The sequence below is a fragment of the Streptomyces sp. NPDC005955 genome (genome assembly GCF_042871255.1).
Taxonomy (GTDB): domain Bacteria; phylum Actinomycetota; class Actinomycetes; order Streptomycetales; family Streptomycetaceae; genus Streptomyces.
In genome coordinates this window covers 440219-462641 of sequence record NZ_JBIAIF010000005.1, presented here as the reverse complement: position 1 = coordinate 462641, position 22423 = coordinate 440219, and the positions used below count along the sequence as shown (strand labels likewise).

Genomic DNA, 22423 nt, shown 5'->3' with positions numbered 1-22423 from the left:
CCTGCGCGAACACCCCGCGCGGCGGTCCCAGGCGGCGCAGCGGGCGGCTGGCGCAGAATGGGACCCATGGGCGGCACCGCGGAACGCGCACGGCACTGGCAGTACCCGGAGCTGCCCGGGGTCGACCTGCTGCGGGCCCGGTACGTCCACAAGAACTTCGTCCGGCACACCCACGAGGGTTTCGTGATCGCCGCGATCAGCGAGGGCGTGGAGATCTTCCACCACGGCGGCTTCGACCAGTACGCGGGCCCCGGGGCGCTCGCCCTGGTCAACCCCGACACCCCGCACACCGGCCGGGCGGGCGTCCCCGAGGGCTGGCGCTACGGCGCCGTCTACCCCGGGCCGGAGCTGGTCGCCGAGATCGCCGCCGAGACCACCGGCATCCGCGGCGCCCCCGGCTTCACCAGCCCGGTCCTGGACGACCCGTACGCCGCCGGCCTCGTCCACCGGGTGCTGCGCGCCGCCGACGAGGGCGACCCGCTGGCCGCCGACACCTTCCTGCGGGCCGCGGTCACCCGGCTGCTGCGGCGCAACGGCGGACCGCTGCCCCAGCGCCCCGTCCGCTCGGCCGGCGCCCGCACCGCGGCCCGCGCCCGTGCCGTGCTGGAGGAGCGGTTGGACCGGCCGCCGACCCTGCACCGCCTCGCCACCGACCTGGGCACCACCCCGTTCGCCCTGCTCCGCGCCTTCCGCGACGTCTACGGGATGCCCCCGCACAGCTGGCTCACCGATGCGCGGGTGCGCCGCGCCCGTCGGCTGCTGGACGCCGGCGTGCGCCCCGCGGACGTGGCGGTCGCCGTCGGCTTCAGTGACCAACCCCACCTCAACCGTCACTTCACCCGCATCGTGGGCGTGCCCCCCGGCGCCTACCAGCGCGAGCGCAAGAACGTACAAGAACCGTCCGGCGGCCTGGTCGTACCGTCGAAGGCGTGGCAGAACAGATAGCACCCGCCTCCGCGGGCCCGACGGACGCCCCGGTCAGACCCGGTGCGCCCACCAAGCGCGACGCCGCCGTCGTCCGGGACGCCCTGGGCGTCGGCGTGGCCGTCGGCCTCTCCGGCTTCGCCTTCGGCGTGACCGCGGCGGGCAGCGGACTCACCGTCCTCCAGACCTGCGCCCTGAGCCTCCTGGTGTTCACCGGGGCCTCCCAGTTCGCCCTGGTGGGGGCGCTCGCCGCGGGCGGCAACCCGCTGACGGCGGCGGCCGGGGCGTTCTTCCTCGGCGTGCGCAACGCCTTCTACGGACTGCGCCTGTCCCAGTTGCTCGCCCTGCCCCGGGCGGTGCGGCCGTTCGCCGCGCAGTGGGTCATCGACGAGACCACCGCCGTCTCGCTCGCCCAGCCCACGCGCCGGGCGGCCCGGATCGGCTTCACGGTCACCGGGGCCACCCTCTACGTGCTCTGGAACCTCACCACGCTGCTCGGCGCGCTGGGCGCGGAGGCCATCGGCGACACCGACGCCTGGGGCCTGGACGCGGCGGGACCCGCGGTGTTCCTCGCCCTGCTGGCGCCCATGCTCCGCACCCCCGCCGAGCGCGCCGTCGCCGCTCTCGCGGTCCTCCTCGGCCTGGGGCTGCTGCCGGTGCTGCCGGCCGGGGTGCCGGTCCTGCTCTCGGCCCTCGCGGCACCCGTGGTCCTGTACGTCAGCGGGCGCCGGAGCCCCGCCCACGGACCCGCCGCGGACCCGGGGGAGGCTCCCCGCCGCCCTGCTGACGACGCCGATGGCGAAGGCACCGGCCGGGACACCGGGAGGAGGTCGGGGAACCGATGAACGAGACGACCGTGTGGATCGCGATCGGCGTCACCGCCGTCGGCTGTTACGCCGTCAAACTGCTCGGCCTCCTGGTGCCCGCCGGCGCCCTGGAACGCCCGCTGGTGCGCCGCCTGGCCGCCCTCGTACCGGTGGCGCTGCTCGCCGCGCTCACCGCCCAGCAGACCTTCTCCGACGGCGCCGAACTCCTCCTCGACGCCAAGGCCGCCGGACTCGGCGCGGCGGCCCTCGCCCTGGTCCTGCGGGCGCCCTTCCTGGTCGTCGTCGGGGCGGCCGTGGCCGTCACGGCCGGCGTGCGGGCGCTGACCGGGTGACCGGCAACCGCCCGGCCCCGGACCGGGCGGTTCAGCCGATGGACCGGCCGTGGGCCCGCAGGGTGCGCAGCGCCTCCAGGGTGACGATGGGCCGCCACTCCAGCGCCGTGCCCGGCGCCCACAGCCGCCACTGGATCGGCCAGCCCCCGTCGCTCTGCTGCTGCGCCGCCAGCACGTCCAGCGACCGGGCCATCTCCGCCTCCGTGAACCAGGCGCGCGCCAGCGAGCGGGGGGAGCGCGCGAAGTGGTGCGGGTAGTGGTGCTCCTTGGGGGCGTACCCCGGGGCCACCGGGAAGTCGTCGAGCCGCTCCGGGTCCAGGACCGCGAGCCGCTGTTCCCGCACCAGCCGTCCCAGCCGGTCGGCCGCGGCCTCCGCGCGCGAGCGGTCCGGAACGGAGTCCAGGAACACGATCGCGGCCTCGATCTCGTAGGGGTGCGACTTCTCCAGCGACTCCACGGCGTGCCAGCAGAAGTCCGTCGCCCGGAACAGCCAGGCGTGCCAGACGTCGTTGCGGTGCAGCAGGCCCACCACGGGGCCCGTCGCCAGCAGGTCCCCCGGCGGATGGTCCACGACCGGCACGAACGGCGCGGACGGGTACGCCCGCTGGGTCGGCAGCACCGAGGGCAGGGCCCCCTCCGGGGTGGACACGGACGTCAGGTGGCGGCCGAGCCGCTCCACCCGCTGCCCGCCGCACCGCCCGATCGAGTCGAGCACCCGTAGCGCGTGCGCGGCGTGCAGGGGCTGGCTCACCGGCCCCCTGAGGTCCGGTTCGAGGGCGTGCCCGTAGCCGCCGTCCTCGGTGCGGTACGCGTCCAGGGCGGTCTCCACCGCGTCGGCGTCGGCCGCGCCCAGGAACTCGTACGCGAACCTGCGCTGCTCCAGCACCCGCGCGGTGAGCCACAGGAAGTCCGCCGCGCGGGCGAGCGGGGTGTGCGCCGGGGTGGGCTGCGCGGCTCCGGGAGCCGGGGCGGTCGAACGTGTGGCGGGCTGCGAGGGCAGGGGGAAAGCTCCGGATTCGGCCATGTCACGACCGTAGAGGCCGAGCGCCGTGCGGGGAGCCGTACCGGTCCGGCTGCACCCTCAGGGGCGGGATACTGGTGGCATGCGGTTGACGGTTTTCTGGCAGCGGATGGCGGACCACTTCGGTGCGGGGTACGCCGAGTCCTTCGCCCGTGACCACGTGATGGCGGAGTTGGACGGGCGCACGGTGCACCAGGCGCTCGCGGCGGGGTGGGAGGCGAAGGACGTGTGGCGGGCGGTGTGCGAGGCGGTCGGCGTGCCGGCGCACCTGCGCTGACGGCCGCCGCCGCGCGCGGGTCGGGGTGTCCGGTTCGCAAGGGTGGGGCGGAAACCGCGTGGCGTAGGCGAAACTTGCACGGTGGCACCCATTGATGACACGGACGACAGCACGCGCACGGCAGGTCCGGCCGGCGGCGCGGACACCTCCCGGGCGGCACGGATATCCCGGGACCCCACCCCGGAGGGGGACCCGCCGGCCGCGGCCCGCTCCGACGGAGCGGCCCCGGTGGACGACCGCAGCGTCAAGATGCCCCGCTGGCTGCCGCGCGCCATCGTGCTGGCCCTCGCCCTGTACGCCTGCTTCCAACTCGGCAGCTGGGCGTTCCACCAGCTCACCGGCCTGCTGATCAACATCCTGATCTCGTTCTTCCTGGCGCTGGCCATCGAGCCCGCCGTGAGTTGGATGGCGGCGCGGGGGATGCGCCGGGGTCTGGCCACGGCCACCGTGTTCCTGGGGCTGGTGGTCGTGACGGCGGGCTTCGTCACGATGATGGGATCGATGCTCGCCGGCCAGATCGCGAGCATCTCCGAGGACTTCCCGAAGTACCTCGACTCGGTCATCAACTGGACCAACACGACGTTCGGCACCGAACTGAACCGGGTCAAGGTCCAGGACAGCCTCGTCCACTCCGACTGGCTCCAGAAGTACATCCAGGACAGCGCCACCGGCGTCCTGGACGTCTCCGCGCAGGTGCTGGGCGGGCTGTTCCACCTGCTGACCGTGCTGCTGTTCGCGTTCTACTTCGCGGCGGACGGCCCGCGGCTGCGGCGCGCGCTGTGTTCGGTGCTGCCGCCCGCCCGGCAGAGCGAGGTGCTGCGGGCCTGGGAGATCGCCGTCGACAAGACGGGCGGGTACCTGTACTCGCGCGGGCTGATGGCCCTGGTGTCCGGCGTTGCGCACTACGTCCTGTTCGAGGCCCTGACGGTGCCCTACGCGCCCGCCCTGGCGGTGTGGGTGGGCCTCGTCTCCCAGTTCATCCCGACCATCGGCACGTACCTGGCGGGCGCCCTGCCCATGCTGATCGCCTTCACGGTCGACCCCTGGTACTCGCTGTGGGTGCTGATCTTCGTCCTGGTGTACCAGCAGTTCGAGAACTACCTGCTCCAGCCGAAGCTGACCGCCCGGACCGTGGACATCCACCCGGCCGTCGCCTTCGGTTCGGTCATCGTCGGCACGGGGCTGCTCGGCGCGGTGGGCGCGCTGATCGCCATTCCGGCGGTCGCCACCCTCCAGGCGTTCCTCAGCACGTACGTCCGGCGGTACGACGTCACGGACGACCCCCGTGTCCAGGGTCACCCGCGCAAGGCGACCGGGGGCGCGTTCAGCCGGGTCCGCGGGTTGCTGGGCGGTTCGGCGGCCCGTACCGCGCGGACCCGCTCCGCGGACGCCGACGGGGTGCCCGGCGGCTGATCCGGGTCCTGCGCCCGGCGGCTGACGCCGGGGGACCCGGGGCGCGCGGGGGTACCGCGCGTGGGGGGCGGTGGTCGGACGGGCTCCGACCACCGCCCCCGCGCGTGTCGGGACGCGTCGAGGCGCGTCGGGGCTTGTCAGTGCGTGTCTCGGGTGTTCCGGGGAGCGCCGGGGGGTGCGACGTAGGCTCGGTGGTGCCGCGCGGTGCGCTTGACACCAAAATCGAACATCCATTCTGATGGGGGTGGTCCGAAGCGCGTGGCCGACCGGCTCCCCGCCCCGATCGCCGGGGTTCCCGGGCGGTTCCGGGGCGGTTTCCAGGGTCGCCGGGAGGTCTCGGCGGTGTCCTCGGCGGCCGTGGTCGCCGGAGTTATCCACAGGTCGGACCGGCGTCGGGGCGCGTTGTCAGTGGCAGGCGTTAGCGTCTTTGACGTGAAGCGATCGACTCAAGCAAATCGGGTGGAACCCATGGCAGGAACCGACCGCGAGAAGGCGTTGGACGCCGCGCTCGCACAGATCGAACGACAATTCGGCAAGGGCGCGGTGATGCGTCTGGGCGAGCGGCCGAACGAGCCCATCGAGGTCATCCCCACCGGGTCGACCGCCCTCGACGTCGCCCTCGGGGTCGGCGGACTGCCGCGCGGACGCGTGGTGGAGGTCTACGGGCCGGAGTCCTCCGGCAAGACCACCCTCACCCTCCACGCCGTGGCCAACGCGCAGAAGGCCGGCGGTCAGGTCGCCTTCATCGACGCGGAGCACGCCCTCGACCCCGAGTACGCCAAGAAGCTCGGCGTCGACATCGACAACCTCATCCTGTCCCAGCCGGACAACGGCGAGCAGGCCCTGGAAATCACGGACATGCTCATCCGTTCCGGTGCCCTCGACCTCATCGTCATCGACTCCGTCGCGGCGCTCGTGCCGCGCGCGGAGATCGAGGGCGAGATGGGCGACTCGCACGTGGGCCTCCAGGCCCGACTGATGAGCCAGGCCCTGCGGAAGATCACCAGCGCGCTCAACCAGTCCAAGACCACGGCGATCTTCATCAACCAGCTGCGCGAGAAGATCGGCGTGATGTTCGGCTCCCCGGAGACGACGACCGGTGGCCGCGCCCTGAAGTTCTACGCCTCGGTCCGCATCGACATCCGTCGCATCGAGACCCTCAAGGACGGCACCGACGCAGTGGGCAACCGCACCCGCTGCAAGGTCGTCAAGAACAAGGTCGCGCCGCCGTTCAAGCAGGCCGAGTTCGACATCCTCTACGGCCAGGGCATCAGCCGTGAGGGCGGGCTGATCGACATGGGCGTGGAGCACGGCTTCGTCCGCAAGGCCGGTGCCTGGTACACGTACGAGGGCGACCAGCTCGGCCAGGGCAAGGAGAACGCGCGCAACTTCCTCAAGGACAACCCCGATCTGGCCAATGAGATCGAGCGGAAGATCAAGGAGAAGCTCGGCGTCGGAGTGAAGCTGGAGGTCCCGGCCGGTGAGCCGGGGGCGGACGCGGCCGTCACCGCACCCGCGGAGGAGACCAAGACGGTCCCCGCCCCGACGGCCAAGACCACCAAGGCCAAGGCCACGGCGGCCAAGAGCTAGCCCGTGACACGGCGAACCGAATGGCCGGACCCCGAGGACTCCCCCCTCCGCCCCGCGGAGCGGGAGGGCCGGTGGGGCGAGGCCGGTGACGGGAGGTCCGGGGCGGGCCGCCCCGGACGCGCCGCCCCGGGGGACCCGGCCACGGGGGAACACGGTCCTGCCCCCCGGCGGCGAGGCCGTCGCGGCCACCACGACAGCGGCTCCCCCTCCTCGTCGAGGGCCGAGCAGGGGGAGCCGCCCCGGGACCCGGCCGAGCAGGCGCGCGCGATCTGTCTGCGTCTGCTCACCGGGACCCCCCGCACCCGCAAGCAACTCGCGGACGCCCTGCGCAAGCGGGAGATTCCCGACGAGGTCGCCGAGGAGGTGCTGACCCGCTTCGAAGAAGTGGGCCTGATCAACGACGGTGCCTACGCGGACGCCTGGGTGGAGTCCCGGCACCACGGCCGGGGCCTCGCCCGCCGCGCGCTCGCCCGGGAGCTGCGGACCAAGGGCGTCGACTCCACCGTGATCGACGAAGCCGTGGCGCAACTCGATCCCGAGCAGGAGGAAGCCACCGCCCGCGAGCTGGTGGCCCGCAAACTGCGCACCACGCGCGGGCTGGACCGCGACAAACGGCTGCGCCGCCTCGCGGGCATGCTCGCCCGCAAGGGCTACTCCGAGGGCTTGGCGCTACGGGTGGTCCGGGCGGCCCTGGAGGAAGAGGGCGAGGACCCGCAGGAGTGGGACCCGGGCTACGGGGAGTGACCCCGGGCGCTCTCCGGCCGGCGAGCCGCGCGCACCGGGTCAGCGGGTGTCGGCGCCGGAGACACCCTGTTCAGGAGCACCGGCTTCCGGATCGCCGGTGCCGGCTTCGAGGGGGGCGGAGCCCCGGGCGTCGGAGTCGGGGGCACCGAGCCCCTCGACCAGCCGGTTGAGGAACCGTTCGAAGGTGGCTTCGGGGGTGACGGGCCGCTGGGGAGCGGCGAGCGCTTCGGCGAGTTCCGGGTGGTGGCCGTCCGCGGCGACGACGGCGAGGTAGCGGGCTTCGGCCGCGGTCCGGTCGTAGGACCGCGAGGCCGCGGCCTGCGCGATCTCGTACGTCACGTGCCCGGTCACGAACGCGGTGAGCTGGGCGAAGACCTCCACCCGCGTCGCACCGTCCAGTCCGGAGGGCCGCAGGGCGGCGAGGGCGTACTCCAGGAAGGCCAGGGTGTTCGGCCCGGGGGTCCGACGGCTGGACAGGGCGACCGGCAACCAGGGGTGCCGCAGCATCAGGGCACGCTGGAGGTGCGCGATGGCCTTCGCCTCGGCGCGCCAGTGCCCGCAGGGCGTGCCCCCGGTCGGTAGTTCCCCGCTGACCTGGTCGACCATCAGCTCCAGCAGCGTCTCCTTGTCGGGGGCGTAGCTGTAGAGCGACATCACGCCCGCTCCGACCTCTGCCGCCACCCGTCGCATGGTGACCGCCTCCAGTCCCTCGGCGTCCGCGACGGCGACGGCGGCGGCGGTGATCGCCGCACGGCTGTAGGCGGGCGGGCGACCCTTGCGGGGACGGTCGGGCGCGAGCCAGAGGCGCTGGGGGTCGAAGCCCGTGGCGCCGGGCCCTTCCTCACGGGTCACGATCTCGGTACCCCTCTTCTCCGCCGTGCGCTCGGTGCCCCGTACGGGCCCGCCCTGTGTGCGCCATCCAAGCATCCTCTATTCTCGTACAACGTACTGGAAATAGTGAGGGGAACCACGATGGCGTCACGCACGCGCAACCCCCGGTCCGAACCGACCTGGTCGGCGCCCTCGGGCAAGCCGCCGCTGGCCGCCCGGGCGATGCGGTCGACCTGGCGCCGACTCCCGGCCAAGCGGTACTCCGTCGGACGGGAGCCCGGCCTCGCGGTGCCGGCCGCCGACGGCAGCCCGTTGCTGACCGACCACTACTTCCCGCGGGCCCCGGGCGACTTCCCCACCCTCCTGGTGCGCTCGCCCTACGGCCGGGGCGTGCCCTGGTCCGCCCAGTACGGCCTGCTCTTCGCCGAACAGGGCTTCCACGTGGTCATCCAGAGCTGCCGCGGCACCGGCGGCTCGGGCGGCGAGTTCGACCTGTGGCGCAACGAGGCGGCCGACGGGCGGGCCGCGGTGGCCTGGCTGCGCGAACAGCCCTGGTTCACCGGTCGGTTGGGTACGGTCGGCCCCAGCTACCTCGGCTACGTGCAATGGGCCCTCGCCCTGGACCCGCCGCCGGAGCTGAAGGCGATGGCGATCCAGGTGGGACTGCACGACCCCCACGCCCTGTTCCACACCCGCGACGGCGCGCTCCGCCTGGAGAACGCCCTCGCCGTCGGGGTGGGGATGACCTACCAGCACCAGGGGGCGGGGGCGTTCCTCAAGGCCACCCTGCGTCTGGCGCGCCGGTTGCGCGAGGTCACCGGCGCCCGGCCGCTGCGCGGCTCGTACGCACCCGCCCTCGGGGGTGAAACACCCTGGCTGGACGCGGCGTTGACGCACCGGGACGCCGCGGACCCGTACTGGGACGGTGCGTCGCTGGCCCGGGCGGCGGAGCGGCAGACCGTGCCGACCAGCCTGATCACCGGATGGCACGACGGACTGGTCGACCAGACCTTCGAGCAGTACGCACGACTGCGTCGGGCCGGCTGCGAGACGGCCCTGCTCGTCGGCCCCTGGACCCACACCTCCGCCCTGCAACAGGGCTGGCCCGAGGTGTTCACCGAAACCCTGGCCTGGCTGCGCGCCCATCTGTACGCCGACCGCTCCGGTCTGCGTCCCACCGGGGTGCGCGTGCACCTCGGCGGTGCGGACGACTGGCGCGACCTCGACGCATGGCCCGCGGACCCGTCCACCACCGCGTGGTTCCCCACCCGGGAAGGGCACCTCACCCGCCAGGCCCCCACCGAAGCCCTCCCGCTGACCTCCTTCCGCTACGACCCCGCCGACCCCACTCCGTCCCTGGGCGGCCCGCTGCTCTCCCGAACCGCGGGCGCCCGGGACAACGGCCGACTGGAGGACCGCGAGGACGTACTGACCTTCACCGGACCGCCGTTGACCGCACCCGTGGAGATCTACGGCCCGGTGTCCGCCCGGTTGAGCGTCGCCACCGACACCGGCCACGCCGACGTCTTCACGCGCCTGTGCGACGTGGACCCGCAGGGCCGTTCCGTCAACGTCTGCGACGGGCTGGGGCGCCTGCGCACGACGGGTGAGGAGCCCACGCGGATCACCGTGCCGATGAGCGCCACGGCTCACCGCTTCGCCGTCGGGCACCGCCTGCGCTGGCAGATCAGCGGGGGCGCCCACCCCCGGTACGCCCGCGGTTCCGGCACCGGGGACCCGCCCTTGGACGCCGCCCACCTCGTCCCGGTGCACCTCACGCTCCACGCGGATTCGACGCTGCTGCTCCCGCACGGCACGGGGACCGCTCCGGCCGACGGCCCCGAGGAGAACGACTGACCGGCGGAAGCTCCGGGGCACGCCATCGGCCCGGGGCGGGAGGTCGCCGCCCCGGGCCGATGGCCGTCGGGTGCGTCAGCCGCCGTCCGGTGCGGCCGTCAGGGGCTCCGCCGGGCCGGTGACGGGCAGCCCCGCGGCGCGCCACGCCTGGAAGCCGCCCACCAGGTCGGTCGCCCGCCGCAGCCCGAGCCGGTGCAACGACTCGGCGGCCAGACTCGATGCGTACCCCTCGTTGCAGACCACCACCACCCGCAGGTCGTGGCCGGTCGCCTCGGCCGCACGATGGCTGCCGAGCGGATCGAGGCGCCACTCCAACTCGTTGCGTTCCACCACCAGGGCCCCCGGGATCAGACCGTCCCGGTCCCGGAGGGCGGCGTACCGGATGTCGACCAGGAGGGCGTCACCCGCCCCGGCGGCGGCGTGCGCGTCCTCGGGGGCGAGCCGGTCGAGACCGGAGCGCACCCGTTCCAGGTGCACGTCCACGGACACCGCGCCGGTCGTGCTGTTCGCGTCGCTCACTGCCAGTCCTCCGGGAGTTCGACGTGCTCCAGCCGCATCACCCGTCCCGAGCGGCTGTACCGCCGGATCCGGGGCAACGGCGGGTAGTAGGCGTGCACGGAGACGGCGTGTTCGGTCGGTGACTCGTTCAGCACCTCGTGCACGTGGTGCCGTCCGAAGGAGCGCCCCTTCCCCGCGGTCAGCCGCCGCGTGCGGTCGAGGCCCTCGCTGAGCTCGAGGGTGAGCCAGCCCTCGGTGGGCAGTCGGGCGCTAACGGAGTGTTCCCGCAGTTCACCGCGGGCGGTGAGGAAGGCGCCGACGGATTCGGCGTGGTCGTGCCAGCCGGTGCCGGTGCCGGGCGGCCAGCCGATGAGCCAGGCTTCGCTGCCGCCGGGGCCTTCGAGCCGCACCCAGGTGCGGCCCTCCGGGTCGAGGGGGAGGGAAGCGACGAGGTCCTCGTCCGCGGCGACGCGACGGACGAAGTCGAGGAGTTCCGCCTGCATCGGCGTCCGCGGGGACGGGGCGGAGTACGGGGAGGGGGCTACGGGCGCGGAAGGGGGCACGGTGCCGTCCTGAAGGTTCGCAGGAACCACCCGCCCGCCGTCGACGGGACGCAGTGCACGAGGACGTGCCCGCGTACGGGACCGGACCGAACGGCGGCGGAGTGGCAGGAGGGGGCGAAAGTCAGGACCAGCGACACACGCAGCCCGCGTAGCGGACCAGGTCCATATGGACCCTCCGCCACAGGCGCACATCGGTGTCGGTCACGTTCCGGAGTACACCACGGTGCCGTGAGGTGGTCAACCGAGTGTCACGGGGCGGACGTTCCCCCTGGGAGCAGCCCCCGCGGGCGCCCGGTAGCCGTCCTGAGCACGCCTGCTCCGGCGTGCGCCCCCGCCCCGACGACCGCTGCTCACGCCCCGCGGCGGCCGGTGCTCACACCCCCGGCGGCCGGTGCTCACACCGGGTCGGCGGCCTCCGCCGGCTGCTCGGCCCCGCCCAGCACGGTGTCCGCCGCCGCGTACAACTCGACCGGCTGCACCCCGTTGAAGGTGGCCGCCAGATGCCCGTCCGGACGGACGAGGAGCACGGTGTGGGCCGCCGCGTCGAGGTAGGACTCCGTGACGAGGAGTTCGGCCCGGCAGGGGAGCGCGGACACGGCGGCCGTGAGCCGGGGCATGAGGCCCGCGCTCGCCCAGTGCCGTCGTTCCCACACGCCGGTGCCCGGTGCGACCAGCAGCACCACCAGGTGACCGAGCCCCAGCCGGTCCCGGAGCTGCACGAAGGTGCCGTCCTCGGCGGTCACCACCACATCGGCCACCGGTTCGCCCGGAGCCGTGCCCACCGGAACCGCCGACGGGGACGGCGCGGGGGTGAGGGGCGAGCCCGCGTACGTGCCGGGCGCGCCCAGCGCACCGCGTCCCAGATGCCCGTCCGTGAGCAGGGCGTCGTGCCCCCGGGCGGCCCCGGGCACGTAGGACCGCAGCCCGCCCCCGCCGCGCAGCAGGGGCAGTGCCTGGTCGGCGGCGCGCAGCCGGGCGGCGACCACGGCGCGGCGCTCGGTCTGGTAGCTGGCGAGCAGGCCGTCGGCGGGTCCGTGGTGCCAGGCGTGGGCGAGCTTCCAGGCGAGGTTGTTCGCGTCCCGCAGGCCCTCGTCCAGCCCTTGGGTGCCGAGGGCGCCGAGCAGGTGGGCGGCGTCCCCCGCGAGGAACGCCCGGCCGACCCGCCATCTGCGGGCGAGCCGGTGGTGGACGGTGTGGACCCCGGTGTCGACGAGTTCGTAGGCGGGCGCGCTGCCGCCGTTCCAACCGGTCAGGGTCTCGTGCACCCGGGCGACCAGGGCGTCCGGGGTGACCAGTTCGTTCTTCGGGGGCAACAGCCAGTCCAGGCGCCACGACCCGTCGGGCAGGGGGCGGCCGGTCACCTCGGTGCCCGACAGCCGCCACGGTGGCATCCGGTGCACCAACGCCTCGCCGGGGTGGGGGAGTTCGGTGCGCAAGGTGGCCACCGCGTGGCGTTCGACGGCGGTGCGCCCGGGGAAGCGGATGTCGAGGAGCTTGCGGACCGTGGACCGGGGGCCGTCGCAGCCCACCAGGTAACTCCCGCGCCACCAGGTGCCCTTGGGGCCCCGGGTGTGCACGGTCAGCCCCGATCCGTCCTGCTCGACGCCGTCCACCCGGCTGTCGACGGCGACCTTCACGAGGCTCTGTCCGTCGATCGCCTCGCGCAGCGCACCCGTCAGGGCGTGCTGCGCCAGGTGGAGCGGGGAGGGGGTCGCGTGGTCGAAGGCGAGTTGCTGGACGGACTGCTTGCGGCGCAGGGCCCGCCAGCCGGTCCAGCGGGTTCCGGTGCCCGCTTCGGTGAAGGACGCGCCGATCAGTTGCTCGACCCACCGCACCGTGTCGTCGTGCAGCACCGCCGTGCGCGCCGGGCGCGGTTCCTCCTTGCCGGGGCCTTCGTCGAGGAGGACGCTCGGGACGCCGGACCGGGCGAGGGCGAGGGCGAGCGTGAGCCCCACGGGGCCCGCTCCGACAACGATCACCGGGTCCACGGAGTGGCGCCCCCTGCCCGGAGTGGAGTCCGCGACGTCAGGTCAGCTGTACGGGACGTACTGAGGCGGAACGAAGGAACGGGGTGCACGATCACAGAACGTATGCAACCCATTGCCGGTGCTTGCGTCAAGTGACGGAGGCAGTGGCGATGACCCCACTGCCTCCATGGCCCAACGCACGGGTCGCACGACGTCAGGGGCCCACGGTACGCGACCGGCCGGCACGCGCCCAGACCGCCCGGGGACGCACGGGGTCACCGTGGCGGCCGGGGCGCCCGCAGTCCGCTCAGGGCAGATCGACCTTGTTCGCCGCGGCGGCGCCGGTGCCGCCGCCGGTCGTCGGCCCGGGGACGGCCCCGTCGGCCAGCTGTCCGCCGGCGGGCGTGATCTGCGGGCCGGTCTTGGCCCGGCTGCCCCGCTTCTCGATCCAACTCGCCAGCGAGGAAAGGGCCAGGCAGAGCGCGACGTAGATGGTGCCCACGACGATCACGATCGGAGTGATCGGGTTCTCGTCGTTCACGATGATGGTGGTGGCCATCTTCCGGGCCTCGTAGAGGAGTTCCGGGAAGAGGATGACGTAACCGAGGGAGGTGTCCTTCAGGGTCACCACCAGCTGGCTGATGATCGACGGCAGCATCGAACGGATCGCCTGCGGCAGTTGGAGCATCACCATCACCTGCGACTTGCGCAGGCCCAGCGCGTACGCGGCCTCCACCTGTCCGCGGGGCACCGCGTTGATGCCCGCGCGCAGCACTTCCGCCTGGACCGAGCCGTTGTAGACGGTGAGCCCGATGACCAGGCCCCAGAAGGCGCTGTTCTCGCCGATGACCCCGAGTTCGTTCCGGTTGGAGAGGAACAGCACCCACAGGGCGTAGATGGTGATCAGCAGGGGGATCGCCCGGAACAGCTCGATGAACCAGGTGGCCGCGATGGAGACGGCCTTGTGGTCGGAGAGCCGCGCCACCGCGAGGAGCACCCCGAGGAGCAACGACAGCACGCCCGCGAGGGCGAACACCGTCAGGGTGCTCAGCAGGCCGTCGCGGATCCTGGCGCGCACCCCCGCGTTGTTGAAGATGTTCCAGACCTCGGGCTCCAACTGGCCCTTGACGTTCAGTCGGTAGATCGCGAACACGACCAGACCGAGCACGGCCGCCGAACCGATCACGGTGAACAGCCGGTTGCGCACCCGCGCCTTCGGGCCCGGTGTGTCGTACAGGACGCTGGAACTCATCGGGCGACCCCCAGGCGTCGCTCCAGCAGCCGGAACAAGCCGCTGATGGTGAAGGTGACGATCAGGTAGCCGAGGGCCACCCACAGGAAGATCCAGGCGATGTCGAAGCCCTTGTCGCTCAGGAGCTTCTGCACGCCGAACAACTCGGTGGCGCTGAACGCACCGGCGATGGCGGAGTTCTTGGTCAGCGCGATGAAGATGGAACTGAGCGGCGGCAGCACCGTCCGGGTGGCCTGCGGGAGCACGATCAGCCGCAGGGTCTGGGAGAACGTCATGCCCAGCGAGCGCGCCGCCTCCGCCTGGCCGAGGGGAACCGTGTTGATGCCCGAGCGGACCGCCTCGCAGACGAACGCCGAGGTGTAGCAGCCCAGCGCCAGCAGCGCCTTGGTCCAGGGGTTGAGTCCGGGCATGAAGATGACCGGGACCACGAACCAGACGACCAGGAAGAGCAGGGTCAGGGGGGTGTTGCGGAACAGGGTCACCCAGACCGTGCCGAAGAGTCGCAGCGGCGGGATCGGGGAGACCCGGAATCCGGCGACGATGACCCCCAGCACCAGGGCGAGCAGTCCGCTGGCCAGCGTCAGCAGGATGGTGCCGATGAACCCCTCGCGGAACTCCGGGAGATGGTCGAGCAGTACGTTCACGGGGACGTCCTCGTGGGCGGCGGGCGGGCAGGGAGGGCCACCGCCGGGCGGTTCCTCGTGGGAGGCCCGGGGCGGCCGGAGTGCTGCCGGTGGACCGGTGCCGTCGGGCGGCGGCGCGATGGGACGCCGCCGCCCGACGAGTCAGCGAGCGGCGTCAGTAGCGTTCGAGCGCCGGGGGCTCGACGTAGGCGGAGCCGGACAGACCGAGCGTCGCCTCGTACGCCTTCTTGTAGTCGCCGCTCTTCTGGTGCGCCTCCAGCGCGTTCGTCACGGCGTCCCGCAGGGCCTTGTCGTCCTTGGCCATGCCGATGCCGTAGGGCTCCTCGGTGAACGGCTTGCCGATCACCTTGAGCTTGGTGGGCCGCTGGGCGGCGTAACCCTTGAGGATGGCGTCGTCCGTGGTGACCGCGTCGACCTCGTTGTTGAGGAGCTGCTGCACGCACTCGGAGTACTTGGACAGCTCGATCGTCTTCGCGCCGTACTTGGGCTTCTTGATCTCCTGGAGCGGGGTGGAGCCCTTGATCGAACACACCGTCTTGCCCTTGAGGCTGTCGGGACCGGTGATGCCCGACTCGTCCTTGCGGACCAGCAGGTCGGCGCCCGCGAGGAAGTACGGCCCGGCGAAGCCGACCTGCTTCTTGCGCTCGTCGTTGATCGTGTACGTCCCGACGTACAGATCGACCTCGCCCTTGGAGATGGCGGTCTCGCGGACGTTGGAGTCCACGGTCTTGAACTCCAGCTTGTCCGGCGCGAACCCCAGGTCGGCGGCGACCATCTTGGCGATCTCGATGTCGAAGCCGGAGCGCTTGCCGTCGGTGTCCTCGAAGCCGAGGAACGGCTGGTCGCTCTTGGCGCCGAAGACGAGCTTGCCGGCCGACTGGGCCTTCTTGAGGACGGGGGAGTCGATGGAGACGTCCTTGGCCACCACGTACGTCGGCAGCTTCGGGGCGTCCTTGCCCTCGGCGCCGCCCCCGGGCTTGTCGCCGGCGTTTCCGGACTCACCGCCGCAGGCGGTGGCGGTGAGCGCGAGCACGGCGATCGCCGCCACGGCGGCGGACTGGCGGAGCTTCATGAGAGATCCTTCGGGTCGGCGGGATCGACGGGGTCGGTGGACCCGCGCCGTCGGCGGGGCGGGTCGCCGCGCGGGAGCGCGGCGCCCGGACGGGCGGGTACCGCGGAGCGGGCCGTCGCTCCCGAAGGGCCGGCCCGCGGTGGCGCGGCGCTCTCAGTGGTGCAGGATCTTCGACAGGAAGTCCTTGGCGCGGTCGCTGCGCGGGTTGTTGAAGAACTGCTCCGGGGCGGCCTGTTCGACGATGCGGCCGTCGGCCATGAAGACGACCCGGTTGGCCGCGGAGCGGGCGAAGCCCATCTCATGGGTGACGACGACCATGGTCATGCCGTCCCGGGCGAGCTGCTGCATGACCTCCAGCACCTCGTTGATCATCTCCGGGTCGAGGGCCGAGGTGGGCTCGTCGAAGAGCATCACCTTGGGACCCATCGCCAACGCCCGTGCGATGGCCACGCGTTGTTGCTGGCCGCCCGACAGCTGCGCCGGGTACTTGTCCGCCTGGCTGGCGACGCCGACGCGGTCGAGGAGCGTGCGCGCCTTGTCCTCGGCCGTCTTCCGGTCCGTCTTGCGGACCTTCGTCTGGCCCAGCACCACGTTCTCCAACACGGTCTTGTGGGCGAACAGGTTGAACGACTGGAAGACCATGCCGACATCGGCGCGCAGCCGGGCGAGTTCGCGGCCCTCCTGGGGCAACGGGCGTCCGTCGATGCTGATGTCGCCCGAGTCGACGGCCTCCAGCCGGTTGATCGTCCGGCACAGCGTCGACTTGCCCGAGCCGGAGGGGCCGATCACCACGACGACCTCACCGCGGGCGATGGTCAGATCGATGTCCTGGAGCACGTGCAGAGCGCCGAAGTGCTTGTTCACGCCCTTCAGCACGACCAGGTCCTCGGCCGCGGGTACGGCGTCCTTGGTCACCGATACTTCAGTCATCGGCCATCCCTCCGTCCTCCTCGGTTGTGAGGACAGTAGTGATGCGTCAATGCCATCGTCAGTACATCTGAGCGGAACTTGAGCATAACGATCTGATAGCCGATACTCACTCTTCGTGAGGGGGAGTGCGGGGCCGCGTACCGGGTACGTAACGGTCGGAGTGCGGCGTCCCATGCCCCTTGACGTGGTCCTTTCCGATCCGCATGGATGCTGTGGAGCACCTGTGCGCGCCCCGCGCCCACGGAGCGCCACGCATGCCACGAACCGGAGGGAGCCGGCATGAGACTCCTCCTCGTGGAGGACGACGACCACGTCGCCGCCGCGCTGTCCGCGATCCTGGCCCGGCACGGCATCAGCGTCGTGCACGCCCGCAGCGGCGAGGAAGCGCTGCGCGCGCTGCTGCCCGACACGGCGCCCGGCAAGCCGCCGTTCGCGGTCGTCCTGCTCGACCTGGGACTGCCCGACCAGGACGGCTACGAGGTCTGCGGCAAGATCCGCAAGCGCAGCGCCGTCCCGGTCATCATGGTCACCGCCCGGTCCGACGTGCGCTCCCGGATACACGGCCTCAACCTCGGTGCCGACGACTACGTGGTGAAGCCGTACGACACCGGGGAACTCCTCGCCCGCATCCACGCCGTCAGCCGACGCACCGTCCCCGACGAGGCGGCGCCCGCGACCGACGACCTCGCACTCGGCCCGGTGCGCATCGAACTGCCCAACCGCCGGGTCACCGTCGACGGGGTCGCCGTGCCGCTCACCCGCAAGGAGTTCGACCTGTTGGCCCTCCTCGCGCAGCGCCCCGGGGTGGTGTTCCGGCGCGAGCAGATCATCAGCGAGGTGTGGCGCACCAGCTGGGAGGGCACGGGGCGCACCCTGGAGGTACACGTGGCGTCCCTGCGCTCCAAGCTGCGCATGCCGGCCCTGATAGAGACCGTGCGGGGCGTGGGCTACCGGCTCGTCGCCCCGACGCCGTAGAGGCCGCGGGTGCGCGCACGCCTCCTTCCGCTGCTGATCGTCCTCATGGCCGGGGTGCTGCTCGCCCTCGGCTTCCCGCTGGGGGCGAGCGTGGCGGCACAGCAACAGCAGACGGTCGTCATCGACCGGATCGACGACACCGCCCGGTTCGCCTCGCTGGCCCAGTTCGTGACCGCCCGCAGTTCCGGTTCGCGGGTGTCGACCACCGACGAGCGGCGGGAGACCCTGCGACAGGAACTCTCCCGCTACCACGCGGTGTACGGCATCCGGGCGGGCGTCTTCTACCGCGACGACGAGCCGATGGCGAACGCACCGGCCAGTTGGCGGCTCCCCGACCACGGGGACGTCCGCGACGCGTTCCAGGAGGCCCTGCTGTCGCGCCCGGGGCACGACCCCGACCAGGTGTGGCCGTGGCAGGACGGCCGTCTCGTCGTGGCCTCGCCGGTCATCCGGGACGGGGACGTCCTCGCGGTCGTCGTCACCGACTCGCCGACCGAGCAGATGCGCGCCAAGACCCTGCGCGGCTGGCTGTTCATCGCCGCGGGGGAGGCCGCCGCGATGCTCCTCGCGGTGGGGGCGGCGCTCCGGCTGACCGGCTGGGTGCTGCGCCCCGTGCGCATCCTCGACGCCACCACCCACGACATCGCCACCGGCCGGCTCAAGTCCCGGGTCGCCTCCCTCGGCGGGCCGCCGGAACTACGGCGGCTGGCGGGCTCGTTCAACGAGATGGCCGACCACGTCGAGACCGTGCTGGAGCAACAGCGCGCGTTCGTCGCCGACGCCTCCCACCAGCTGCGCAACCCGCTGGCCGCGCTGTTGCTGCGGATCGAACTGCTCGCCCTGGAGCTGCCGGAGGACAATGTCGAGGTCGCCTCGGTGCGGACCGAGGGGAAGCGGCTCGCCCAGGTGCTCGACGACCTGCTGGACCTGGCGCTGGCCGAGCACGCCGAGGCGAACCTGAGGCTGGTCGACGTGGGTGCGCTGACCGCCGAGCGGGCCGATGCGTGGCGGCCCCTCGCCGAGGACAAGGGGGTCCGGCTGCGGCAGCGGACGCCCGCGCTGACCGCGTGGGCGGACCCGATCGCCCTGTCCAGCGTGCTGGACGCGGTCATCGACAACGCGCTCAAGTTCTCGCCCCCGGGCGCCGAGGTCGCGGTCACGGTCGCCGCCGCCGGGGCCCGTTCGCGGATCGAGGTGTGCGACGCCGGGCCCGGACTCACCGATGAGGAACTGGGCCGGGTGGGGGACCGGTTCTGGCGCAGCGCCCAGCACCAGAACGTCAAGGGTTCGGGGCTCGGACTGTCCATCTCGCGGGCCCTGTTGGCCCCGGGCGGCGGCACGATCGCCTACGCGCGGCGCGAGCCGGCCGGGCTGCGGGTGACGGTCAGCGTGCCCCGGGCCCGGGAGGAGTGACCGCGCGGGGTCGCTGCCCGTGACGGTGGTCGCGCTCCGTGCGCAAGGACCGGGCGCCCGGTGCGGTCACGGCTTCACCGAGCGGTAATAGTTGCGGGCGCCCTCGTGCAGCGGCAGGGGGTCCGTGTACAAGGCCGTGCGTAGGTCGACTAGTTGAGCGGCGTGGACACGGCTACCGATGTGGTCTCGGCTGTCTATCACGGTACGGGTGAGCAGCTCGGCCAGTTCGCTACTGCTGCGATCCGTGGTGACGAGCAGGTTTGCCACCGACAGGGTGGACACCGTCGCCCCCTGCTGGGCCGATGGGTAGGCGTCGGCGGGCATCACGGACGCCCGGTAGTAGCGCGAGGCCCCGCCCTGGTCGTGGAGGGCGTCCACCAGGTCGCCCAGTTCCACGAAGCGGATGTCGAACTCCTCCGAGAGCTTCCGCACCGAGGCGGTGGGCAGACCGCCGGACCAGAAGAAGGCGTCGATGTCGTCGGCCTTCAGCGCGCTGGTCATCGTGTCGATGCCGATGGACACCGGCTCGATGTCGCGCCGGGGGTCGAGCCCCGCGGCGGTCAGCACCCGGTCCGCTATCAGCCGCACGCCCGACCCCACCTGCCCCACGGCCACCCGCTTGCCCCGCAGTTGCTCGGCGGTGAGTACCGAGGAGGAGCGCGGGACGACCAGCTGCACGTAGTCGTCGTACAGCCGCACGCAGCCCTGGAGCCGGTCCGCGCCGGGGCGTCCGGCGAGCCGGTACTCCTCCACGGCGTCGGCGGCGGCCACCGTGAAGTCGGCGGTCCCGGTGGCGAGGCGCTGCACGTTCTGCTGGGAACCCTCACTCGGCTTCAGCTGGACGTCCAGGCCCGGCGCGTCCTCCTTCAGCGCGGCCTTCAGCAGCCGGCCGTAGCGTTCGTAGACGCCGGAGTGCACTCCGGTGCTCACCGTGACCCGGCCGCTCGGCGTCGCCTCGTCCAGCGGGAGCACCCACCACAGCAGCAGACCGAGCACGACGAGCGACACCGCACCGCCGCGGAGGGCACGGCGGCGGTCGATGCGGGGCAGAGCGGGGAGCATGGCGCGATCCTGCCAGGTCACCGCGGTGCTGGCCAGGGTCAGGCGGCGGGCGAGGAGCCGCCCGGGCCGCCGTCCGCGCGCAGCTTCCGGGTGCCCACCGGTTCCCCGACGAGCCGTCCCGACAGGTCGGTGGTGACGTGGAGTGTGTGGTCGCCGGCGCAGGCCGGCCGCTCGCCGCGGGGCTCGTCGCAGTACCTGACGTACCCCTCCAACCGGTCCGCGCGCCCCTCGACCAGACGCCAGACGCCGCCGTAGTCGGAGACCACGGCGTCCGGCTCGTGGGGCCTGAGCCAGCCGGTGACGTTGGTGTGCACCGCCTTCAAGAACTCCTGCTTCTCCTCGAACGGCATGACCGGGCGGGCGTACTCGGGCCGCGGTTCGATGCCGCTGTCGGCCCACCGGTAGGCCGCCGCGTGGTACGTGCGCCGGGACAGGGCCGCGTACAGCTCGGTCGAGGTCTTGCCGACCAGGGTGGGTCGGTCCTTCCTGCCCTGCGGGAGGTCCCCGACCACCGAGGGGTCGACGATGTTGACCGTGATCGTCGCCGGGGGCACCGCAGCCCGCGGGGCTCCCGGCGACGCCCCGGGAGAGGGGGTCGCGGCCGGTAGGGGGCGCTGCCGGGGGACGAGCTGCCCGTACTGCTCCAGACAGGTGCCGATCTTGAGCAGCAGCACGTCGACGTTCCCGTCGTTCACCTCGGCCGCGATCCACGGCTCGGTGAGGGTGCCGCCGGAGGGCTTGACGCCGAGCACGTCGAAGTCGCAGCGGGCGAACTCCCGCCGGAGGGCCCGCCACGCCCCCGCTTCGGCCTCCGCCTTCCCCCGGGCCGCCCGCAGTGCGGGCTCGCACGCCGAACGCCGCTCGCAGGTGCCCTTCTCGTCGTCGACGCGCAGCCGCACGACCGCGTCCGGGTCGCCCTTGACCGCGAAGGTCACCTCGGAGCCGTCGTCGGCGGGGAAGAGGGAGCGCGAGCCGATGACGGTCAGCTCCCCGGGGTAGACCTCCTCGGCCAGTTCCTGGGCCCGTCCGCGGTCCTCACGGGAAGACGTCACGCAGCCGCTCACCAGTACCGCCAGGGCCACCGCGACCGGTGCCCCCCATCCCCGCCGCCACTTCATGTCGCCTCCCGTGCCGTCCGTTCCGCCGGGCCGAGGTTATGCGCGCCGGTCGGGGTGGCGGATGAGTACGCCTACTCAAAGTCGGGGTGGTCCCCCGGGACCCGCCGGCCGGGCGGCTGTCCCGGGCGTCCCCGTGCGCGACCCGGCAACTCCCGCCGGGATACGGACCATTGACACCACCGTTGGACTGGACCAATGATGCGGGCCATGCCGAGACCCCGAGCAGCACTCGCCGTCCTCGCCCCGCTCCTCGCCGCCCTGGCCCTGGCGGGCCCCGCCGCGCCGACCCAGGCCGTCGCCGCGCCCGCCGCCGGGGCGACCGCCGCGGCCTGGCCCCCGCCCGCGCCGGTCCTCAACCGGGTCGACACCCGGGACCCCGTCGTCTTCATCACCATCGACGACGGCTGGTACCACGATCCGGAGGCCGCCAAGATCCTCCTGGACCGCCAGGTGCCCGCGTCCCTGTTCGTGCTGCCGGACGCGTACTCGTGGGACGCCGCCTACTACCGCAAGCTGCTCGACCACGGGCCGTCCCGCCTGGAGAACCACAGCGTCACCCACCCCGACCTCACCACCCTGGACGCGGCGGGCCAGCGCGCCGAGCTCTGCGGGGCCCGCAACCGGCATCTGGCCGCGTTCGGGGCCGAGCCCCGACTGACCCGCCCGCCGTTCGGTGCGCTCAACGGGGACACCGCGGTCGCCGCCCGTGCCTGCGGCTCCAAGGCGGTGGTCACCTGGACGCACGACCAGACCGACTGGGGCACGGCGCCCGCCGCGCCCGACCTGCGCCGTGGGGACATCGTCCTGCTGCACTTCACTCCGAACCTCGCGAAGGATCTGACGCGGGTGCTTGCTGCGGCTGATGCGGCGGGGCTGAAGCCGGCGGCGCTGCGCGATTACGTTCGCGACTGATCGCGGCCGGCCCGCGTGCGGGGGGCCTCCCGGGGGGCGTTGTCCCCTGCGGGTGGGTGGGGGGTTGCTCGCGCAGTTCCTCGCGCCCCTGGCGGGGGCGCCCCCTGGTGGGTGGGGCGCCCCGGCGGGTGGGGCGGTGGGGTGGTCGGTCGGAGCGCTTACCCTGGACGGGTGAGCGGTAACGACGTGGCTGGCGGAACA

Annotated in this window: 23 protein-coding genes; 11 read left to right on the top strand and 12 right to left on the bottom strand. The window is 72.9% G+C overall.

The window, feature by feature from the left end:
• Nucleotides 1-66 precede the first annotated feature (66 nt).
• Genes ACFYOU_RS16290 through ACFYOU_RS16280 form a run of 3 tightly spaced genes read left to right on the top strand, consistent with a single transcriptional unit; the run spans nucleotide 67 to nucleotide 2083 of the window.
• The gene (locus tag ACFYOU_RS16290; protein ID WP_391306282.1) at nucleotides 67-945 is read left to right on the top strand and encodes an AraC family ligand binding domain-containing protein; all 879 of its coding nucleotides are present in this window, start codon (nucleotides 67-69) and stop codon (nucleotides 943-945) included.
• Nucleotides 930-1769 (top strand): AzlC family ABC transporter permease, encoded by an 840-nt coding sequence (locus tag ACFYOU_RS16285; RefSeq protein WP_391306281.1) that lies wholly within the window; start codon nucleotides 930-932, stop codon nucleotides 1767-1769. The genes ACFYOU_RS16290 and ACFYOU_RS16285 overlap by 16 nt, the downstream gene beginning before the upstream one ends.
• A complete protein-coding gene (locus tag ACFYOU_RS16280) occupies nucleotides 1766-2083 on the top strand; it encodes an AzlD domain-containing protein (protein WP_385488637.1) in 318 nt (105 codons plus the stop codon). Before ACFYOU_RS16285 ends, ACFYOU_RS16280 begins: the two co-directional genes overlap by 4 nt.
• 31 nt (nucleotides 2084-2114) lie before the next feature.
• On the opposite strand, the gene ACFYOU_RS16275 is transcribed toward ACFYOU_RS16280, so the two are convergent.
• Nucleotides 2115-3107 (bottom strand): hypothetical protein, encoded by a 993-nt coding sequence (locus ACFYOU_RS16275; protein WP_387010794.1) that lies wholly within the window; start codon nucleotides 3105-3107, stop codon nucleotides 2115-2117.
• A gap of 79 nt (nucleotides 3108-3186) precedes the next feature.
• Between ACFYOU_RS16275 and ACFYOU_RS16270 the strand changes: the two genes are divergently transcribed.
• The 4 genes from ACFYOU_RS16270 to recX all read left to right on the top strand — a co-directional run bounded on the left by ACFYOU_RS16270 (nucleotide 3187) and on the right by recX (nucleotide 7128).
• Nucleotides 3187-3381: a DUF3046 domain-containing protein gene (locus ACFYOU_RS16270; protein ID WP_385488633.1), complete on the top strand. Its 195-nt coding sequence runs from the start codon at nucleotides 3187-3189 to the stop codon at nucleotides 3379-3381.
• A gap of 249 nt (nucleotides 3382-3630) precedes the next feature.
• The gene (locus ACFYOU_RS16265) at nucleotides 3631-4794 is read left to right on the top strand and encodes an AI-2E family transporter (protein WP_391306330.1); all 1164 of its coding nucleotides are present in this window, start codon (nucleotides 3631-3633) and stop codon (nucleotides 4792-4794) included.
• A 468-nt stretch (nucleotides 4795-5262) separates the two neighbouring features.
• Nucleotides 5263-6384, top strand: a complete 1122-nt coding sequence (gene recA, locus ACFYOU_RS16260; protein ID WP_385488630.1) for a recombinase RecA — start codon at nucleotides 5263-5265, stop codon at nucleotides 6382-6384.
• 3 nt (nucleotides 6385-6387) lie between these two features.
• Nucleotides 6388-7128 carry a recombination regulator RecX gene (gene recX, locus ACFYOU_RS16255; protein WP_391306278.1) on the top strand — a complete coding sequence of 247 codons (741 nt, stop codon included), beginning with the start codon at nucleotides 6388-6390 and terminating at the stop codon, nucleotides 7126-7128.
• A 39-nt stretch (nucleotides 7129-7167) separates the two neighbouring features.
• Here the strand turns inward: recX and ACFYOU_RS16250 are convergent, their stop codons facing one another.
• Entirely contained in the window at nucleotides 7168-7980 is an 813-nt protein-coding gene (locus tag ACFYOU_RS16250; RefSeq protein WP_391306276.1) for a TetR/AcrR family transcriptional regulator C-terminal domain-containing protein, read from the bottom strand.
• A 201-nt stretch (nucleotides 7981-8181) separates the two neighbouring features.
• Here ACFYOU_RS16250 and ACFYOU_RS16245 point away from each other — a divergent pair, with 201 nt between their 5' ends.
• Nucleotides 8182-9816 (top strand): CocE/NonD family hydrolase, encoded by a 1635-nt coding sequence (locus tag ACFYOU_RS16245; RefSeq protein WP_391306329.1) that lies wholly within the window; start codon nucleotides 8182-8184, stop codon nucleotides 9814-9816.
• A 75-nt stretch (nucleotides 9817-9891) separates the two neighbouring features.
• On the opposite strand, the gene ACFYOU_RS16240 is transcribed toward ACFYOU_RS16245, so the two are convergent.
• From ACFYOU_RS16240 to ACFYOU_RS16205, 8 genes are all read right to left on the bottom strand, one after another.
• Complete coding sequence (locus ACFYOU_RS16240) at nucleotides 9892-10335, bottom strand: rhodanese-like domain-containing protein (protein ID WP_391306274.1); 444 nt, start codon at nucleotides 10333-10335, stop codon at nucleotides 9892-9894.
• Nucleotides 10332-10877: a cysteine dioxygenase gene (locus ACFYOU_RS16235; RefSeq protein ID WP_391306272.1), complete on the bottom strand. Its 546-nt coding sequence runs from the start codon at nucleotides 10875-10877 to the stop codon at nucleotides 10332-10334. The genes ACFYOU_RS16240 and ACFYOU_RS16235 overlap by 4 nt, the downstream gene beginning before the upstream one ends.
• Before the next feature lie 121 nt (nucleotides 10878-10998).
• Nucleotides 10999-11067: a putative leader peptide gene (locus ACFYOU_RS16230; RefSeq protein WP_385488716.1), complete on the bottom strand. Its 69-nt coding sequence runs from the start codon at nucleotides 11065-11067 to the stop codon at nucleotides 10999-11001.
• Nucleotides 11068-11272: 205 nt separating this feature from the next.
• Nucleotides 11273-12865, bottom strand: a complete 1593-nt coding sequence (locus ACFYOU_RS16225; protein WP_391306270.1) for an FAD-dependent monooxygenase — start codon at nucleotides 12863-12865, stop codon at nucleotides 11273-11275.
• Nucleotides 12866-13151: 286 nt separating this feature from the next.
• Nucleotides 13152-14096, bottom strand: coding sequence for an ABC transporter permease subunit (locus tag ACFYOU_RS16220; protein WP_391306268.1), 945 nt, complete (start codon nucleotides 14094-14096; stop codon nucleotides 13152-13154).
• Nucleotides 14093-14740: an amino acid ABC transporter permease gene (locus tag ACFYOU_RS16215; RefSeq protein WP_385488615.1), complete on the bottom strand. Its 648-nt coding sequence runs from the start codon at nucleotides 14738-14740 to the stop codon at nucleotides 14093-14095. Before ACFYOU_RS16215 ends, ACFYOU_RS16220 begins: the two co-directional genes overlap by 4 nt.
• Before the next feature lie 154 nt (nucleotides 14741-14894).
• Nucleotides 14895-15812, bottom strand: a complete 918-nt coding sequence (locus tag ACFYOU_RS16210) for a transporter substrate-binding domain-containing protein (RefSeq protein ID WP_391306266.1) — start codon at nucleotides 15810-15812, stop codon at nucleotides 14895-14897.
• A gap of 153 nt (nucleotides 15813-15965) precedes the next feature.
• The gene (locus ACFYOU_RS16205) at nucleotides 15966-16742 is read right to left on the bottom strand and encodes an amino acid ABC transporter ATP-binding protein (protein ID WP_389767911.1); all 777 of its coding nucleotides are present in this window, start codon (nucleotides 16740-16742) and stop codon (nucleotides 15966-15968) included.
• Nucleotides 16743-17021: 279 nt separating this feature from the next.
• Here ACFYOU_RS16205 and ACFYOU_RS16200 point away from each other — a divergent pair, with 279 nt between their 5' ends.
• Nucleotides 17022-17717: a winged helix-turn-helix domain-containing protein gene (locus ACFYOU_RS16200; RefSeq protein ID WP_391306264.1), complete on the top strand. Its 696-nt coding sequence runs from the start codon at nucleotides 17022-17024 to the stop codon at nucleotides 17715-17717.
• Nucleotides 17718-17726: 9 nt separating this feature from the next.
• A complete protein-coding gene (locus ACFYOU_RS16195; RefSeq protein WP_391306263.1) occupies nucleotides 17727-19130 on the top strand; it encodes an ATP-binding protein in 1404 nt (467 codons plus the stop codon).
• A 66-nt stretch (nucleotides 19131-19196) separates the two neighbouring features.
• On the opposite strand, the gene ACFYOU_RS16190 is transcribed toward ACFYOU_RS16195, so the two are convergent.
• Nucleotides 19197-20192 (bottom strand): TAXI family TRAP transporter solute-binding subunit, encoded by a 996-nt coding sequence (locus ACFYOU_RS16190; RefSeq protein WP_391306262.1) that lies wholly within the window; start codon nucleotides 20190-20192, stop codon nucleotides 19197-19199.
• A gap of 38 nt (nucleotides 20193-20230) precedes the next feature.
• On the bottom strand, nucleotides 20231-21310 hold the full coding sequence (locus ACFYOU_RS16185; RefSeq protein ID WP_391306260.1) for an SCO7460 family lipoprotein: 1080 nt from the start codon (nucleotides 21308-21310) through the stop codon (nucleotides 20231-20233).
• A 207-nt stretch (nucleotides 21311-21517) separates the two neighbouring features.
• Here ACFYOU_RS16185 and ACFYOU_RS16180 point away from each other — a divergent pair, with 207 nt between their 5' ends.
• The gene (locus tag ACFYOU_RS16180; RefSeq protein WP_391306259.1) at nucleotides 21518-22222 is read left to right on the top strand and encodes a polysaccharide deacetylase family protein; all 705 of its coding nucleotides are present in this window, start codon (nucleotides 21518-21520) and stop codon (nucleotides 22220-22222) included.
• The last annotated feature ends 201 nt before the right edge of the window (nucleotides 22223-22423 follow it).